Raw genomic sequence first — 14,513 nt, 5'->3', positions numbered from 1 at the left:
TCGGCCGTCGTCCGGGCATAGGCGGGCGCCGTGGCGCGGGGGGCGTGCGGAGACGCACGCGGGATGCGGCACGGCAAGGCGCGCAAGAGAGCTGCGGCGACCTGCGCGGACGACGCTGCGGAACGACCGCAGCCGAAATCGGTACGAGCCACGTCTGTGGCCGGTGGTCCCACCGGTCACGGCGCCCACGGCGCCGCCCCGGCGGATCTCGAGCCACCGTGGTAACAGCCTAATCACGATGGACCCCTGGACCGCAAGCGGAACGGAAATACGGCGGGGTCCATCGTGATGAGCCGGGCGGCGGCGTCGCCGTCCTCTCCGGCCTCTCGGCGGGGCGTTCCGGCGGGGTCGGCCACCGGCGCCCGCACGGCCGGGCGGGGCTCGGCCGGGCGCTCAGCCCGGCAGGGGATGGCCGAGCCGGCGCAGGGCCAGCCCGGCGGCGCCGACGGCGCCGTCGCCGGCGCTGCGCGGCGCCTCGGCGAACCGGTCGCGCAGCCCGGTGCGGACGGCCTCGGCGACGGGGCCCTCGCGCAGCACCGAGCCGTGCATGACGACCGGCGCGCAGGGATCGGACAGCGCCGGGCGCACCGCGTCGACGTCGCGGAGCAGCCACTCCGCGGCCTCCTCGGTGATGCGCCTGGCCACCGGGTCGCCGGCGGCCGCGGCGGCGGCGACCACCGGGCCGAGCCTGCCGAGGGCCGCGGGCGGGCGGCCGTACACCTCCTTGATGATGGCCTGGGCGAGCTGCGGGTTCGGGGTCGTCCCGAGCGGCTCCGGGCGGCCGCCGAGCCCCGCCGAGTCCGGATGCCCCGCGAGCCCGGGACGCCCGGGCGGCTCCGGACGGCCGTGAGCGGCGCCCAGCGAGCCGGGCGGCGGCCCGGTCGGGCCGCCGCCCGGCTGCGGATACGGGGCCTCGGGGATCAGTACGGCGGTGCCCGTGCCGCCCGCGCCGGCGGACAGCACCGCGGCCTGGGAGAGGGCCGCGCCCGGCGCGCCCGCCCCGGACGCCGGCGGGACCGCGCCCGCCATCGCCAGCGTCCGGTGCCGGGGTCTTCGCCGGGCGGAGTCGATCTCCGCGACCACGGTGGGGCCCAGCAGCGCCCGCGGGACCGAATCGGTCAGCAGCGTCGGCGAGCCGCGGCCGTCGTAGGCGGCCAGCGCCGCCCGGACCGCCTCCTTGCCGAGCCACACAGCCGAACCCTCGTCCCCCACCAGCCAGCCGTAGCCGTCGGCGCGCTGCACGATCGCGCCGTCGTTGATGACCGCGGCGCCGGCGCCCGTGCCGGAGAACACCACGATGCCCTTGGGCTCGCTGGTTCCCGCGGCGAAGGCCACGGCGATGTCGGTCACCACGGCGGGCGAGCCGCGCAGCCCGACGGCCTGCCAGGCCCGGCGCGCCGCGGTCACGGCCGCGGGCCGGCCGGCCGAACCGGCTCCGGCGATTCCGAACACGCCGGTGAGGATGTGGGTACGGTCGAGGTCTCCGAGCGCCTCCCGCAGGGCGGTGGTGAGCGCCCCTGCGGTGTCGCCCCCGGAGTTGGGGTTGGCCCCGGGACCGGTGCCGGAACCGGCCAGGGCGCCCCCGAGCGTCAGCACGACACAGCGGGTCTTCGTGCCACCCGCGTCTATGCCGACCACGTAAGGACCGGCCAAATGGGTCAACACAGGGCGACCGTAGCCTTTTCTACCGTTGACGTGACATCCTGGCAGTAAGAAACTTTCTTCCATGAGGAAACCCATCGGCCCCGAGCCGGGGAGCGCGGGGGTGCCAGGAGCGGCACGGGACGAGCCGGCGCGCAAGGACGCGACGCCGCTGAGCACCGTGGTGCGGGTCCGCTCGCTGCTGCCTTCGCTGCCCCCCGCCGAGCGACGAGTCGCTCAACGCGTCATCGACGACCCCGAAGGGGTCGCCAACTCCACCATCACCGAACTCGCCCAGACCTGTGGCACCTCCGAGACCACCGTCATCAGGTTCTGCCGCGCGATCGGGTTCCATGGTTATCCAGAGCTCCGACTGACCCTCGCCACCGAGGCGGGACGGGCCCAGAGCGCCAGTGGCGGGCGGGTCATCGGCAGCGACATCAGTCCCGACGACTCGCTCGAACAGATCGTGGAGAAGGTGACCTTCGCCGATGCCCGCGCCGTCGAGGAGACCGCCGCGCAGCTGGACATCAAGATGCTCGAACAGGTCGTCGACGCCCTCGTCGCCGCCGACCGGGTCGACGTCTACGGGGTCGGCGCCAGCGCCTTCGTCGCGATGGACTTCCAGCAGAAGCTGCACCGCATCGGGCGCGTCTGCTCGGCCTGGGCCGACGCGCACATCATGCTCACCAGCGCCGCGGTGCTGGGTCCCACCAGCGTGGCGATCGGCATCTCGCACACCGGCGCGACCGTCGAGACCATCGACGCCCTGGAGGTCGCCAAGAGCAACGGAGCCACGACCGTGGCGCTGACCAACTTCCCGAAATCCCCCATCGCGGAGATGGCCGATCTGATCCTCACGACGGCGGCGCGGGAGACGACCTTCCGCTCCGGCGCCACCGCCAGCCGGCTGGCGCAGCTCACGGTGGTCGACTGCGTCTTCGTCGGAGTGGCGCAGCGCACCTACGGGTCTACCCGCAAGGCCCTGGAAGCCACGTTCGAGGCGGTCCGCGGCCGGACCGTGCGACCCGACCGGAGGCGTCGGTGATCGATTGCGAGCTCCCCACCGAGGGCCGGAACCCCCGCACCCTCGACGTCGACACGCTGCCGACCCTGGAGGTGCTGCACCTGATCAACACGGAGGACGCGACCGTCCCGATGGTGGTGGCGGCCGTCCTGCCCGAGGTCGCCCGGCTGGTCGACCTCGCGGTCGACTCGCTGCGCGCGGGCGGCCGCGTGCACTACTTCGGCGCCGGCACCTCCGGCCGGCTCGCGGTCATCGACGCCGCCGAGCTGCCCCCCACGTTCGGCATCTGGGGCCGGGTCGTCGCGCACCACGCCGGCGGCCCCGGCGCCCTGTCCCAGGCGATCTCCGACGTCGAGGACGACATCGAGCTCGGCATGCGGGACGCCCGCGAGGTCCGGTCCGGCGACATCGCCATCGGCATCGCCGCCAGCGGCCGCACCCCCTACGTGATCGGCGCGCTGCGCGCCGCCACCGCGGCCGGCGCGCGCACGGCGCTGATCAGCTGCAACCCGCACACGCCCTACGGCGAGGAAGTGGAGGTGCACATCGGCCTGGCCACCGGACCCGAGGTGATCACCGGATCCACCCGGATGAAGGCGGGCACCGCGACCAAGCTCGTGCTCAACTCCTTCTCCACCACCCTGATGATCAGGATGGGCCGCACCTACTCCAACCTGATGGTCAGCGTGAACGCGCTGAACTCCAAGCTGCGCGCCCGGCTGGTGCGCATCCTCACCGAGGCCACCGGCATGGACGCGCGGACCTGCGAGAACGCGCTGACCGAGGCGGGCGGCAACACCCGCGTCGCGCTGGTCTCGCTGCTCGGCGAGGTACCCGCCGCGCGCGCCACGGTGGTCCTGGAGGAGACCGACGGCGGCGTCCGGGAGGCCCTGCAACGCCTCAGATCCGCCTAGCGGCGGTGTTTCTGTGACCACGGCCGAGCGGGCTCGCCCGGCGGCGGTGTTTCCGCGACCACGGCCCAAGGGCCTCGCCCGGCGGCTCGGCCCTTGACCGTGCCCGGGCGAGCGCGAACTCGCTTCGCGAGCTTCCCGGTGGGGCTCGCCTCCGGCGTCGCCCCACCGGTCAGATAACGCGCTCGCGCGGTGGCGGAGGCACCTGAGACGGGCCTCGCCCGCTCCGAGCTGGCGGCGGCCCCCGCCGGCCCGCGGAGGGGTCCGTGGTCATGCGATCGTCCCCGCACCGATCGCGTGACCACGGCCGCCCCGGGCTTGGCGAGACCGCCCCGGGCCTGGCACGGCGGGGCCGGAGCCGCCCTGTGCGCGCGTGGTCAGCGCTGCTCGTACCGGCGGAGCTCCTGGCGGGCGACCGTGCGCACGTGCACCTCGTCCGGGCCGTCGAAGATCCGCATCGCCCGCACCCAGGCGTACATCGCGGCCAGCGGCGTGTCGTCGGACACCCCGGCGCCGCCGTGGATCTGGATCGCCCGGTCGAGCACCTCGTGGGTGATCCGCGGCACGACCACCTTGATCGCCGCGATCTCCGACCGGGCGCCCTTCGCGCCGTGCTCGTCGATCAGCCACGCCGTCTTCAGGGTGAGCAGCCGCGCCTGCTCGATCGCCATCCGCGACTCGGCGATCTGCTGGCGCACCACGCCCTGCTTCGCGAGCGGGCCGCCGAACGCGACCCGGTCCACGGCCCGGCGGCACATCAGCTCCAGCGCCCGCTCCGCCATCCCGAGCGCGCGCATGCAGTGGTGGATCCGCCCCGGCCCGAGCCGCGCCTGGGCGATCATGAACCCGTCGCCCTCCTCGGCGAGCAGGTTCGACACCGGCACCCGCACGTCCTCGAACAGGATCTCCGAATGGCCGTGCTGGTCCTGGTAGCCGAACACCGGCAGGTGCCGGACGACGGTCACGCCCGGCGTGTCGCGGGGCACCAGCACCTGCGACTGCTGCCGGTGCGGGGGGCCGTCCGGGTCCGTCTTGCCCATCACGATGAAGATCTTGCAGCGCTCGTCCGCCGCGCCGGTGATGAACCACTTGCGCCCGTTGATCACGTACTCGTCGCCGTCCCGGACGATCGAGGTCGTGATGTTGGTGGCGTCGGAGGAGGCGACCTCCGGCTCCGTCATCGCGAACGCGCTGCGGATCTCCCCGTCCAGCAGCGGCCTCAGCCACCGCTCCTTCTGCTCGGAGGTCCCGAACATGTGCAGGACCTCCATGTTCCCGGTGTCCGGCGCGGCGCAGTTGACCGCCTCCGGCGCCAGGTCGGGGGAGCGGCCCGTCAGCTCCGCCAGCGTCGCGTACTCCAGGTTGGACAGCCCGGACACGTCCGGCAGGAACAGGTTCCACAGGCCCCGCTCGCGCGCCTCCGCCTTCAGTTCCTGGACGACGGGCGGCAGCGCGTGCGGGTCGTTCTCCGCGCGCCAGGCCGTGTACACCGGCTCCGCCGGATACACGTGCTCGTCCATGAACTCCTGGAGTCTCTCCTGGTAGTCCAGCGCTTTCGGGCTGAGTGCGAAGTCCATGCGCGCCAGTCTCGCAGAACGGCATTCGGTCAATGCGGCCGGGATCGCTTACCATCGGCCCGTGCCCGACAAGACGGTCAAAGCCGTGATCACGGACTGGGGCGGCGTCCTCACCTCCCCGCTGAACGACGCCGTCGGCGCCTGGCTGGCCGCCGACCGCATCGACGCCGACCGCTACCGCACGGTCATGCGCGCCTGGGTGGCGCAGGCCTACGACGGCGCCGGAACCAACCCCATCCACGGCCTGGAGGACGGCTCGCTCGCCCCCGAGGAGTTCGAGCGCCTCCTCGCCGCCGAGCTGCTCACCGTCGACGGCGGCCCCGTCGTCGCCGCGGGCCTCATCTCCCGCATGTTCGGCGCGTTCTCGCCGGTCGAGCCGATGTACGAGGCGCTCCGCGCGGCCCGCTCCGCCGGGGCCCGCACCGCCCTCCTCTCCAACTCATGGGGCAACGACTACCCCCGCGACCTGTTCGCCGACCTCTTCGACGCCGTCGTCATCTCCTGCGAGGTCGGCATGCGCAAGCCGGACGAGGGGATATTCCGGCACGCGCTCGGCCTGCTCGGCCTGGACGCCGCCGAATGCGTCTTCATCGACGACATCGAGCACAACATCCGGGCCGCCGAATCGCTCGGCATCCGCGGCATCCACCACACATCCGCCGACGCCACGATCGCCGAACTGCGCGAACTGGGCCTCCTCGCATGACAGACTGACGAACCGTCATGCGCGTCTACCTTCCGTCCACGCTTCCGCTCCTCGCCGCCGCCCACGCCGCGCGCGAGGCCGGCCCCGCGCCGCTCGCCGCGCACGCGGTGACGCCCGCGCTGCGCGAGTGGTACGCGGGCGGCGACCTGGAGGAGCTGGAGTACGCGGCGCTGACCGCGGCGGCCCGCGCCTCGCTGCGCCTGCTCGCCGCCGACCCGTCCGCGCCGCGCCGCCGCGTCGTCCTCGCCGCCGAGGTCCCCGACCAGTCGGTGTCGTGGGCCCGCGGCGACGCGTCCCTCGACGGCGACGACCGCTCGCTCGTCAAGATCACCGCGCCCGTCCCCTGGAAGCGCCTGGCCTCGGGCCACGTCGACGACCCCGCCGCCGTCCCCGACGTGACCGCCGCCGTCGGGGCCCTCCCCGCCGCCGACGCCGGCGACGAGGAAGCCCTCTTCACCGTCGACGGCGCCGAAGGCCACGACCTCCTCTGGTACGCCACCCAGGAACTCCAGCACCTCCTCTGACCCGCCGGCGCCCGCCGCGGCGGCCCGCGCCCCGGTCACCGTTCGTCCAGCAGTTCGGCGGCTCGTTCGACTGCGGCCGGCTCGGCGGCATAGAGCAGATCGAGCAGCCCTTCGAGGTGACTCGACGAGATCAGGATCCGGCCGGTTGCCCTCCACACGCCGCCGTCCAGCGTGGTCGACCAGTGCGGGAACAGGCGCCGCAGGAGCAGCAGGGCCATGCGGTCGTCCGGCATGGTCAGACGTTCAGCTTCGTCCAGACGGCCTTTCCGCCCTCGTCGAGCGGGCGGACGCCCCATGCGCCGACCATCTCGGCGACGATCTGAAGGCCTCGCCCGGTCAGCGCCGCGCGGTTCGGCGGCTTCACCACGGGACGCCCTTCTCCCGCGTCCCGTACTTCGAGGATCGGCAGGCCGTCGCGCGCGTCCAGGAACAGCCGCACGACGATCATCTCTTCCCCGTGCCGGTACGCGTTCGTCACGAGCTCGGAGACGACGACGCGCGCCACGTAGTCCTCCTTGACGCCCCACGCCGCGAACCGTTCGGCGACGAAGACCCGCGCAAGGCGCGGCGCCTCCTCAGCGGGCTCAAGAACGACCGTCGGAACTTCCGGACACTGCACGACTGCGGACATCGAGACTCACCTCGGGAATGTCGCCCTCGATCTCTCCGATGGTGGACGGCGCGAAAGGAATTCTCCGCGAGCTGCGCAAGGGACAGTCCCGCGAGCTTGCTGAGTGACGGCGGCAACTGTGTTGAGATCGCTGATCTCGGTGCGGTCGTCGGCGTCCGAGACAGCAAGGACCCGGGCGGCGGGCACCTCGACGTCAGCCGTGGCGCGCTGCGCGCTCTGCTCGCCGACCTGAAGCGGCGATAACACCCCAACCGAGCCCCGGCCCCTTGGGACCGGGGCTTTCTCGTGCTCGAGGCCGGCCTCGGACGGTCTGCGCCTCGACACCGAGATCGGCATTGTGGTCCGCGACACCCTGGCCGCCCTTGCGGCGGCTCAACGCCATCGCGCGGGTGGGGAGCGGCAGGTATTCGCGGGGTGGGGGTGGGTAGGGCTCGGCATGTCGACAGGGCCGTCGGACATGCGGGGAGCGACCAGATGGACGCCGTCACCAACGTTCCGGTACCGGTGAACGAGCCGGTCAAGGGGTACGCGCCGGGAAGCGCCGAGCGGGTGGCCCTGGAAGCGAAGATCAAGGAGCTCGGCGGCGCGGAGACCGAGCTGACGATGACGATCGGCGGGGAGCGGCGGATGGGCGCCGGCGCTCCCATCGACGTGGTAGAGCCGCACAACCACGGCCACGTCCTCGGGCGGATGGGCAACGCCGTCGACGCCGACGTCGCCGAGGCCGTCGCGGCGGCGCGGGAGGCGGCGCCCGGATGGCGGGCCATGGCGCCGGACGACCGGGCCGCGATCTTCCTGCGGGCCGCCGAGCTGCTGTCGGGGCCCTGGCGGTCCACGCTGAACGCGGCGACGATCCTCGGCCAGTCCAAGTCCGTCCAGCAGGCGGAGATCGACTCGGCGTGCGAGCTGATCGACTTTCTCCGCTTCAACGTCGCGTACGCGCGGCAGATCCGCGAGATGCAGCCGAACTCCTCGCCGGGCGTGTGGAACCGGATGGAGTACCGGCCGCTGGAGGGGTTCGTCCTCGCCATCACCCCGTTCAACTTCAGCGCGATCGCCGGGAACCTGCCGACCTCGCCCGCGCTGATGGGCAACGTCGTGGTGTGGAAGCCGTCGCCGACGCAGCAGCTCGCCGCGCACCACACGATGCGGCTCCTGGAGGCGGCCGGGCTGCCGCCCGGCGTCATCAATCTGGTCACCGGGGACGGTCAGGCCGTCTCGAACGTCGCCCTGCGCAGTCCCGAACTCGCGGGCCTGCACTTCACCGGTTCGCCGCCGACCTTCCAGGCGCTGTGGCGGACGATCGGCGAGAACATCGCCCGGTACCGCGGATACCCGCGGATCGTGGGCGAGACCGGCGGCAAGGACTTCGTGGTGGCGCACCCGTCCGCGGACCCGGCGGTGCTGAAGACCGTGCTGGTGCGGGGTGCGTTCGAGTACCAGGGGCAGAAGTGCTCGGCGGCGTCGCGCGCCTACATCCCGCGGTCCGTCTGGGACGGCATGCGCGACGACTTCTGCGCCGAGGTCGAGGCCCTCACCATGGGCAACGTGGCGGAGGACCTGTCGGCCTTCATGGGGGCCGTGATCGACGACCGCGCCTTCGCCAAGCACCGGCGCGCCATCGAGCGGGCACGCGGGATCGACACCATGCGGATGCTCGTCGGCGGCGAGCTGGACGACTCGGTGGGCTACTTCGTCCGGCCCACGGTGCTGGAGTCGTCGGACACGACCGACGAGATCTTCACCACCGAGTACTTCGGGCCGATCCTCGGCGTCCACGTCTACGAGGACCACGACTACGACTCCGTTCTGACGCAGCTGGAGGGCGTTTCCGAGTACGGGCTGACCGGCGCGATCGTCGCCCAGGACCGCGCGGCCGTCGCGGCCGCGACGGAGACGCTCCGTTTCGCGGCGGGCAACTTCTACATCAACGACAAGCCGACCGGCGCCGTGGTCGGGCAGCAGCCGTTCGGCGGCGCCCGGGCCTCCGGGACCAACGACAAGGCCGGGTCCGTGTTCAACCTGACCCGGTGGACGAACGTCCGCGCCATCAAGGAGACCTTCGTCCCGCCGACCGACCACCGCTACCCCCACATGGGCCCCTGACCCCCACCCGACCAACAAGACGCCTGACGCCAGATCGCCCGTCCCGTACCCCGCCGAGACCCCACTGCCAGCCGCCACCCCTACACACTCCCGGGCTGCCGCCTGTACGAGGCGCACACCCACTGCCCGACGTGCCGCCGCCGCGCGGCATGCCGACCCGCCCGCCGTGCGGACGGCGTCTGCGGTGTCCGGCGTGCGGACGGCGCAGGCGGCATTTAGGCGGTGGTTGGCGCGCGGGCGGTACGTGGTGTGCAAGGTGGTGCTCGATGTGTCGGTGGCGTGCTGGCGGGTCGTGGGCGGTAGCGGACGGTGGGCGGGTGGCGTAGGCGGAAAAGGGGCCGTGCTCGGTGTGTGGGCGGGGTGCGGTTGCGGTCGGCGGCGGGAGGCCCGACGATTAGTCCGCCTCGCATTACGGCGGGGCGGGCCGGTGCCGGGACGGCGCCCGCCGACGCCTTTCGAGCCGTGCATGGGAACGGGATGTCGACGCTGAACCGTCTGGTGCTGTGGAACATCGATCACACCCTGGTCGACGTCGGGCGGGTCACCCGGGACGCCTACGCGGAGGCGTTCCAGCGGACCGTCGGGCGGCCCCTGGTGCGGCTCGCCCCGACTCCGGGACGCACCGAATCGGAGATCATCTTCGAGACGCTGGCGTTCAACGACGTCGTCACCACCGACGACCATCTGCCCTCCTTCGTCGCCGCGCTCACCGAGGCGTTCGCGAACCGCCGTGCCGATCTGCGGGCGCACGGCCGGGTGCTGGCCGGGGCCCGGGAGGCCGTTGAGGCCCTGGCGCACGTGCCGGGGGTCGTGCAGTCCGTGCTGACGGGGTCGGTGCGCCCGAACGCCGTGCTCAAGGTGACCGAACTCGGCCTCGCCGACCGCCTCGACCTCGGCGCCGGCGGCTACGAGGACGGCGTCTACAGCAAGGCCGCGCTGCTGGAGCTCGCCCGCAGCCGCGCGGGCGAGCGGCACGGGGCCCGGTACCCCGAGTCGGCCACCGTGTACATCGCCGATTCGCCGCGCGACGTGCAGGCCGCCCACATCGCCGGGTCGCCGATCATCGCCGTGGCCACCGGAAGCGCCACCGAGGCCGAGCTGCGCTCCGCCGGTGCCGACCAGGTGCTCGCGACCTTGGCCGACACCGATGCCGTGGTGAGCGCCGTGGCGGAGCTGACGCGCATCTGACCTCGCCCCCCACAGCGCACCTGGCCCGTGAGGGTGTTCTCGTGGGGCGTGCCGCCACCGCGTCGCCTGATCGGGTCATGGTCATTCGTCGTTCCTTTCGTGGACGGGTCCCAGTCTCGGCGCCGCGTCCGGGCGCGGGAAGTGGAACGGCGTTCTGTGGAAAACCCCGGTGTGTGTGGGGCATGAGGATGGCCGGTCGGCTCGATGTGTGGTCGCTGTGGGTTGCCCGCCGCACGGCTTTGACCTGCGATGGGACATGAACGTCCGGGCAGTGCGCGCATGATCGGCGGAAGTTGCGCGGGCCGGGCGGCGAGGCCGATATTGGGAGGGTCGCGCACCTGGGCGCGGCGGGGAGGGAGAGCGATGTCGCGTGATCACGAGGTCTCCGAAGGAGCGGCGCTGTGGCGGCCGTCGGAGGAGGTCGTCGCGAACGCGCGGGTGACCCGCTTCATCCACTGGCTCTGGGACAGGGGTGTGCGCGCGGAGTCCTACGACGACCTGTGGCGCTGGTCGGTGACCGAGGTCGACGACTTCTGGGACGCGATCTGGTCGTACTTCGACGTGGTCGGCGAGCGCGGTGACGGCCCGGTCCGCGAGGGCGGCCCGATGCCGGTGGACGGCCTGCGCTGGTTCCCGGGCGCGAGCCTGAACTACGCCGCGAACGCGCTGCGCCGCGCCGAGGACACGCCGGACGAGACGGCCGTCGTGTTCCGGTCGGAGGCCGGCGGGCACCGGGTGCTGTCCTACCGCGAGCTGCTCCTGCACGTCGCGGAGGTGCGGGCGGGCCTCGCCGACCTGGGTGTCGGGAAGGGCGACCGGGTCGTCGCGTACATCCCGAACATCCCGGAGGCGCTGATCTGCTTCCTGGCCACGGCGTCGCTGGGCGCCGTGTGGTCGTCGTGCTCGCCGGACTTCGGGTCGTCCTCGGTGATCGACCGGTTCGCGCAGATCGAGCCGAAGGTCCTGATCGCGGTGGACGGCTACGCCTACAACGGGAAGACGTTCGACCGGCGGGAGATCGTCGGCGAGATCGAGGCGGCGCTCCCGACGCTGGCCGCGACAGTGCTGATCCCGTACCTCGACCCGGCCGCCACGCCCGACGGCCTGCGCGTGGGCATGCACTACGGCGACCTTCCGCGCCCCGACCACGACGCCATCGAGTTCGAGGACGTCCCGTTCGACCATCCGCTGTGGGTGGTGTACTCGTCCGGCACGACGGGCCTGCCCAAGCCGATCGTGCACGGGCACGGCGGGGTCGTCCTGGAGCATCTCAAGGCCCTGTCGTTCCATCAGGACGTCGGCCCCGGCGATGTCTTCTTCTGGTTCACCACGACCGGCTGGATGATGTGGAACTACCTCATCGGCGGCCTGCTGGTGGGGTCCACCATCGTCATGTACGACGGCGCACCGCTCGACCTGTGGAAGCTCGCCGCCGACACCGGGGTCACCTACATGGGGGTGGGCGCGCCCTACATCACCGCTTCCGCCAAGGACGGACGCCACCCGGGCCGCGAGTTCGACCTGTCGTCGCTGCGCGGCATCGGCTCCACCGGTTCGCCGCTGCCGCCCGAGGGTTTCGCGTGGGTGTACGAGGAGGTCGGCAAGGACCTCCTGCTCGGGTCCTTCTCCGGTGGCACCGACCTGTGCACCGGGTTCGTCGGCCCGTCGCCGCTGCTGCCCCTGCGCGCGGGCGTCATCCAGTGCCGGGGCCTGGGCGCGAAGGTCGAGGCGTACGGGGACGACGGCAAGCCGGTCGTGGACGAGGTCGGCGAGCTGGTCATCACCGAGCCGATGCCGTCCATGCCGGTGTTCTTCTGGAACGACGACAGCGGCGAGCGCTACCGCGAGTCCTACTTCGACATGTACCCCGGCGTGTGGCGGCACGGCGACTGGATCAAGATCCTCCCGGACGGCGGCTGCGTGATCTACGGGCGGTCCGACTCGACGCTCAACCGCGGCGGCGTCCGCATGGGGACGTCGGACTTCTACCGGGTCGTCGAGGCGTTCGACGAGATCACCGACAGTCTCGTCATCGACACCGGGCGGCTCGGGCAGGAAGGCCGGCTGCTGCTGTACGTGCAGCTCGCCGAGGGCGCGTCCCTCACCGACGACCTCGCGGGACGGCTGAAGCGCGAGATCCGCTCGGCGCTGTCGCCACGGCACGTCCCGGACGAGATCACCGCCGTCCCCGGCATCCCGCGGACCCTGTCGGGCAAGAAGCTGGAGGTCCCCGTCCGCAAGATCCTCCAGGGCACGCCGGTGGACGAGGCCGCCAACCGCGGCGCGATGGCCAACCCCGAGGTCCTCACCCACTTCACGCCGTAGCGCCGGCGGCCGTCGGCGGCCGTCCGCGACGCCCGCAGCCCCTGCGCGACACGGGTTCTCACGGTGTCGCGTGGGGCGCGAGGGGCATTAAGGTGGTCCCTCGACCCAAATGCGTCCGTTCGGGGCGGTGGGTCGGATCGCGCCGTAAGGTCGCATGGCCGGGTGAACTTCCCAACGACCTCGCGCGTCCCACTGTCGGAGCGCTGGTCTGCGAGAATTCGACCCGTGGTCCGTTGGCCCGTCGACGAGAGAGGGACGGTTCCACGCATGGAGGTTGGGGCGCTGCGGTCCGGGGACCCGGAGCGGCTGGGTCGCTACGCCCTGGTCGGCCGGGTGGGCGAGGGCGGGCAGGGCGCGGTATTCCTCGGCGCCGACGAGGACGGCCGCCAGGTCGCGATCAAGCTGCTGCACTCCGAGCTGACCTCCGACGACAAGGCCCGCGCGCGCTTCCTGCGCGAACTCGAGGTGGCCAAGAAGGTCGCGCCGTTCTGCACCGCGCAGGTGCTGGACGCCGACGTCGACGGCGACCGGCCCTACATCGTCAGCGAGTACGTCCCGGGTCCGTCGCTGAACCAGCAGGTCACGCAGGACGGGCCGGTGCGCGGCGCGGCGCTGGACCGGCTCGCGGTCGGCACCGCGACCGCACTGTCCGCGATCCACCAGGCGAAGATCATCCACCGCGACTTCAAGCCGCACAACGTGCTGATCGGCCCGGACGGCCCGCGCGTGATCGACTTCGGCGTGGCCCGCGCGATCAGCGGCGGCACCACGCTGACCAGCCGGGTCATCGGCACGCCCTCGTACATGGCGCCGGAGCAGATCAGCGGCGACGACGTCGGCACCCCGGCGGACGTGTTCTGCTGGGCCGCGACGCTGGTGTTCGCGGCGACCGGGGAGCCGCCGTTCGGCCAGGACACGATCCCCGCCGTCATCAACCGGATCCTGCACGAGGAGCCGGACCTCGGCGACCTGAGCGGTCCGCTGCGCGACCTGGTGACCGACTGCCTGGAGAAGGACCCGGCGCTGCGCCCGGCCGCCCGCCAGGTGCTGATGCGGCTGCTCGGGCACGAGGAGGCGCCCGTCGAGGCCGCCCCGATCGGCAACACCGACGAGACCGCGATGCTCGCGGCCGGTTCGGTGCTCGCCGCGGAGCTCGCCGACGACGAGTTCGGGTCCGGCCTCGGCGACGACGCCGCCCGCGAGCCCGCGGGGGACGCCGGATACGAGCCCGCGGCCTTCGCCGAGACGGACCCGGCCGCCCACGACGCCCCCGGCGGGGACCCGTTCGGCACCGCCCCCGCGCGGCTGCCGACGCCTGCGGAATGGGCGGCCGAGAACGCGGCCGACACCCTGCCGCGCGACCGCGCGCGAACCGCGGGGGGCGCGGGAGGCGCCGTCGCGTCGCTGCGCCGCTCGCTCGCCGGATCGAGCCGCTCGGCCGTGCTCGCCGGCGCCGCCGCACTGTTCGTCGCGATCGTCGTCGTGTCCGCGGTGCTCGCGCTCGGCTCCGGCCACAAGGGCAAGGCGGGGGAGAAGGTCGGCGACCCGAGCCACCAGCCGCAGCCGTCCGGCGACGTGCCCAGCATGACGGTGCCGTCGTCGCACGCGCCGACCCGGCAGGCCCCCGACACGTCCTACAGCCCGACGCCGACCACGACCGGATCGGCGCCCGAGAGCCCCTCTCCGACCGACACGCCCCCGTCGTCGCCGTCCACCCCGGACGACCCGGCGCCCACGCACACCACGCACAGCCCCGACCCGACGACGACCCCCACCACCGGGCCGACCGACCCCGGCACGCCCACGGGCGAGCCTCCCGGCAGCCCGGCCGCGGGCACCGGCACCGGGACCGGCTGACCGCCAGGCCGCCCGCCCGC

General features: G+C 72.9%; 13 protein-coding genes. 9 read left to right on the top strand and 4 right to left on the bottom strand.

What is annotated here, in order from left to right; all coding sequences use genetic code 11:
- Positions 1 to 393 precede the first annotated feature (393 nt).
- The gene (locus J4557_RS20150) at positions 394 to 1,638 is read right to left on the bottom strand and encodes an N-acetylglucosamine kinase (RefSeq protein ID WP_208268370.1); all 1,245 of its coding nucleotides are present in this window, start codon (positions 1,636 to 1,638) and stop codon (positions 394 to 396) included.
- Between the two features lie 88 nt (positions 1,639 to 1,726).
- Between J4557_RS20150 and J4557_RS20145 the strand changes: the two genes are divergently transcribed.
- Positions 1,727 to 2,689 (top strand): MurR/RpiR family transcriptional regulator, encoded by a 963-nt coding sequence (locus J4557_RS20145; RefSeq protein ID WP_243776063.1) that lies wholly within the window; start codon positions 1,727 to 1,729, stop codon positions 2,687 to 2,689.
- Positions 2,686 to 3,582, top strand: a complete 897-nt coding sequence (locus J4557_RS20140; protein WP_208268271.1) for an N-acetylmuramic acid 6-phosphate etherase — start codon at positions 2,686 to 2,688, stop codon at positions 3,580 to 3,582. Before J4557_RS20145 ends, J4557_RS20140 begins: the two co-directional genes overlap by 4 nt.
- 374 nt (positions 3,583 to 3,956) lie before the next feature.
- Here J4557_RS20140 and J4557_RS20135 read toward each other — a convergent pair whose 3' ends face one another.
- Entirely contained in the window at positions 3,957 to 5,156 is a 1,200-nt protein-coding gene (locus J4557_RS20135) for an acyl-CoA dehydrogenase family protein (protein WP_208268270.1), read from the bottom strand.
- A 61-nt stretch (positions 5,157 to 5,217) separates the two neighbouring features.
- Between J4557_RS20135 and J4557_RS20130 the strand changes: the two genes are divergently transcribed.
- Entirely contained in the window at positions 5,218 to 5,862 is a 645-nt protein-coding gene (locus J4557_RS20130; RefSeq protein ID WP_307800093.1) for an HAD family hydrolase, read from the top strand.
- A 17-nt stretch (positions 5,863 to 5,879) separates the two neighbouring features.
- A complete protein-coding gene (locus J4557_RS20125) occupies positions 5,880 to 6,386 on the top strand; it encodes a DUF6912 family protein (RefSeq protein ID WP_208268268.1) in 507 nt (168 codons plus the stop codon).
- A gap of 35 nt (positions 6,387 to 6,421) precedes the next feature.
- Here the strand turns inward: J4557_RS20125 and J4557_RS20120 are convergent, their stop codons facing one another.
- Both J4557_RS20120 and J4557_RS20115 read right to left on the bottom strand, forming a co-directional pair.
- Positions 6,422 to 6,619 carry a hypothetical protein gene (locus J4557_RS20120; RefSeq protein ID WP_208268267.1) on the bottom strand — a complete coding sequence of 66 codons (198 nt, stop codon included), beginning with the start codon at positions 6,617 to 6,619 and terminating at the stop codon, positions 6,422 to 6,424.
- Between the two features lie 2 nt (positions 6,620 to 6,621).
- Positions 6,622 to 7,017, bottom strand: a complete 396-nt coding sequence (locus J4557_RS20115; protein WP_208268266.1) for an ATP-binding protein — start codon at positions 7,015 to 7,017, stop codon at positions 6,622 to 6,624.
- 96 nt (positions 7,018 to 7,113) lie between these two features.
- Between J4557_RS20115 and J4557_RS20110 the strand changes: the two genes are divergently transcribed.
- The 5 genes from J4557_RS20110 (at position 7,114) to J4557_RS20090 (ending at position 14,493) form a co-directional block, all read left to right on the top strand.
- Entirely contained in the window at positions 7,114 to 7,260 is a 147-nt protein-coding gene (locus J4557_RS20110; protein ID WP_208268265.1) for a DUF397 domain-containing protein, read from the top strand.
- A gap of 231 nt (positions 7,261 to 7,491) precedes the next feature.
- Positions 7,492 to 9,123, top strand: a complete 1,632-nt coding sequence (pruA, locus tag J4557_RS20105) for an L-glutamate gamma-semialdehyde dehydrogenase (protein ID WP_208268264.1) — start codon at positions 7,492 to 7,494, stop codon at positions 9,121 to 9,123.
- 477 nt (positions 9,124 to 9,600) lie between these two features.
- A complete protein-coding gene (locus J4557_RS20100) occupies positions 9,601 to 10,311 on the top strand; it encodes an HAD family hydrolase (protein WP_208268263.1) in 711 nt (236 codons plus the stop codon).
- Between the two features lie 363 nt (positions 10,312 to 10,674).
- Positions 10,675 to 12,636, top strand: a complete 1,962-nt coding sequence (locus tag J4557_RS20095; RefSeq protein ID WP_208268262.1) for an acetoacetate--CoA ligase — start codon at positions 10,675 to 10,677, stop codon at positions 12,634 to 12,636.
- Positions 12,637 to 12,903: 267 nt separating this feature from the next.
- Positions 12,904 to 14,493: a serine/threonine-protein kinase gene (locus tag J4557_RS20090; RefSeq protein ID WP_208268261.1), complete on the top strand. Its 1,590-nt coding sequence runs from the start codon at positions 12,904 to 12,906 to the stop codon at positions 14,491 to 14,493.
- Positions 14,494 to 14,513 lie beyond the last annotated feature (20 nt).

Origin of the sequence: Actinomadura nitritigenes (genome assembly GCF_017573545.1) — a bacterium.
Taxonomy (GTDB): Bacteria; Actinomycetota; Actinomycetes; order Streptosporangiales; family Streptosporangiaceae; genus Spirillospora; species Spirillospora nitritigenes.
Note: the sequence above shows the minus strand (reverse complement) of the source record. Positions and strands in the feature narration are given on the sequence as shown.

Coding starts and splice junctions, on each gene's coding strand:
- J4557_RS20145 (WP_243776063.1), top strand. CDS start 1,727: ATGAGGAAACCCATCGGCCCCGAGCCGGGGAGCGCGGGGGTGCCAGGA.
- J4557_RS20135 (WP_208268270.1), bottom strand. CDS start 5,156: ATGGACTTCGCACTCAGCCCGAAAGCGCTGGACTACCAGGAGAGACTC.
- J4557_RS20125 (WP_208268268.1), top strand. CDS start 5,880: ATGCGCGTCTACCTTCCGTCCACGCTTCCGCTCCTCGCCGCCGCCCAC.
- J4557_RS20120 (WP_208268267.1), bottom strand. CDS start 6,619: ATGCCGGACGACCGCATGGCCCTGCTGCTCCTGCGGCGCCTGTTCCCG.
- J4557_RS20115 (WP_208268266.1), bottom strand. CDS start 7,017: ATGTCCGCAGTCGTGCAGTGTCCGGAAGTTCCGACGGTCGTTCTTGAG.
- pruA (WP_208268264.1), top strand. CDS start 7,492: ATGGACGCCGTCACCAACGTTCCGGTACCGGTGAACGAGCCGGTCAAG.
- J4557_RS20100 (WP_208268263.1), top strand. CDS start 9,601: ATGTCGACGCTGAACCGTCTGGTGCTGTGGAACATCGATCACACCCTG.
- J4557_RS20095 (WP_208268262.1), top strand. CDS start 10,675: ATGTCGCGTGATCACGAGGTCTCCGAAGGAGCGGCGCTGTGGCGGCCG.
- J4557_RS20090 (WP_208268261.1), top strand. CDS start 12,904: ATGGAGGTTGGGGCGCTGCGGTCCGGGGACCCGGAGCGGCTGGGTCGC.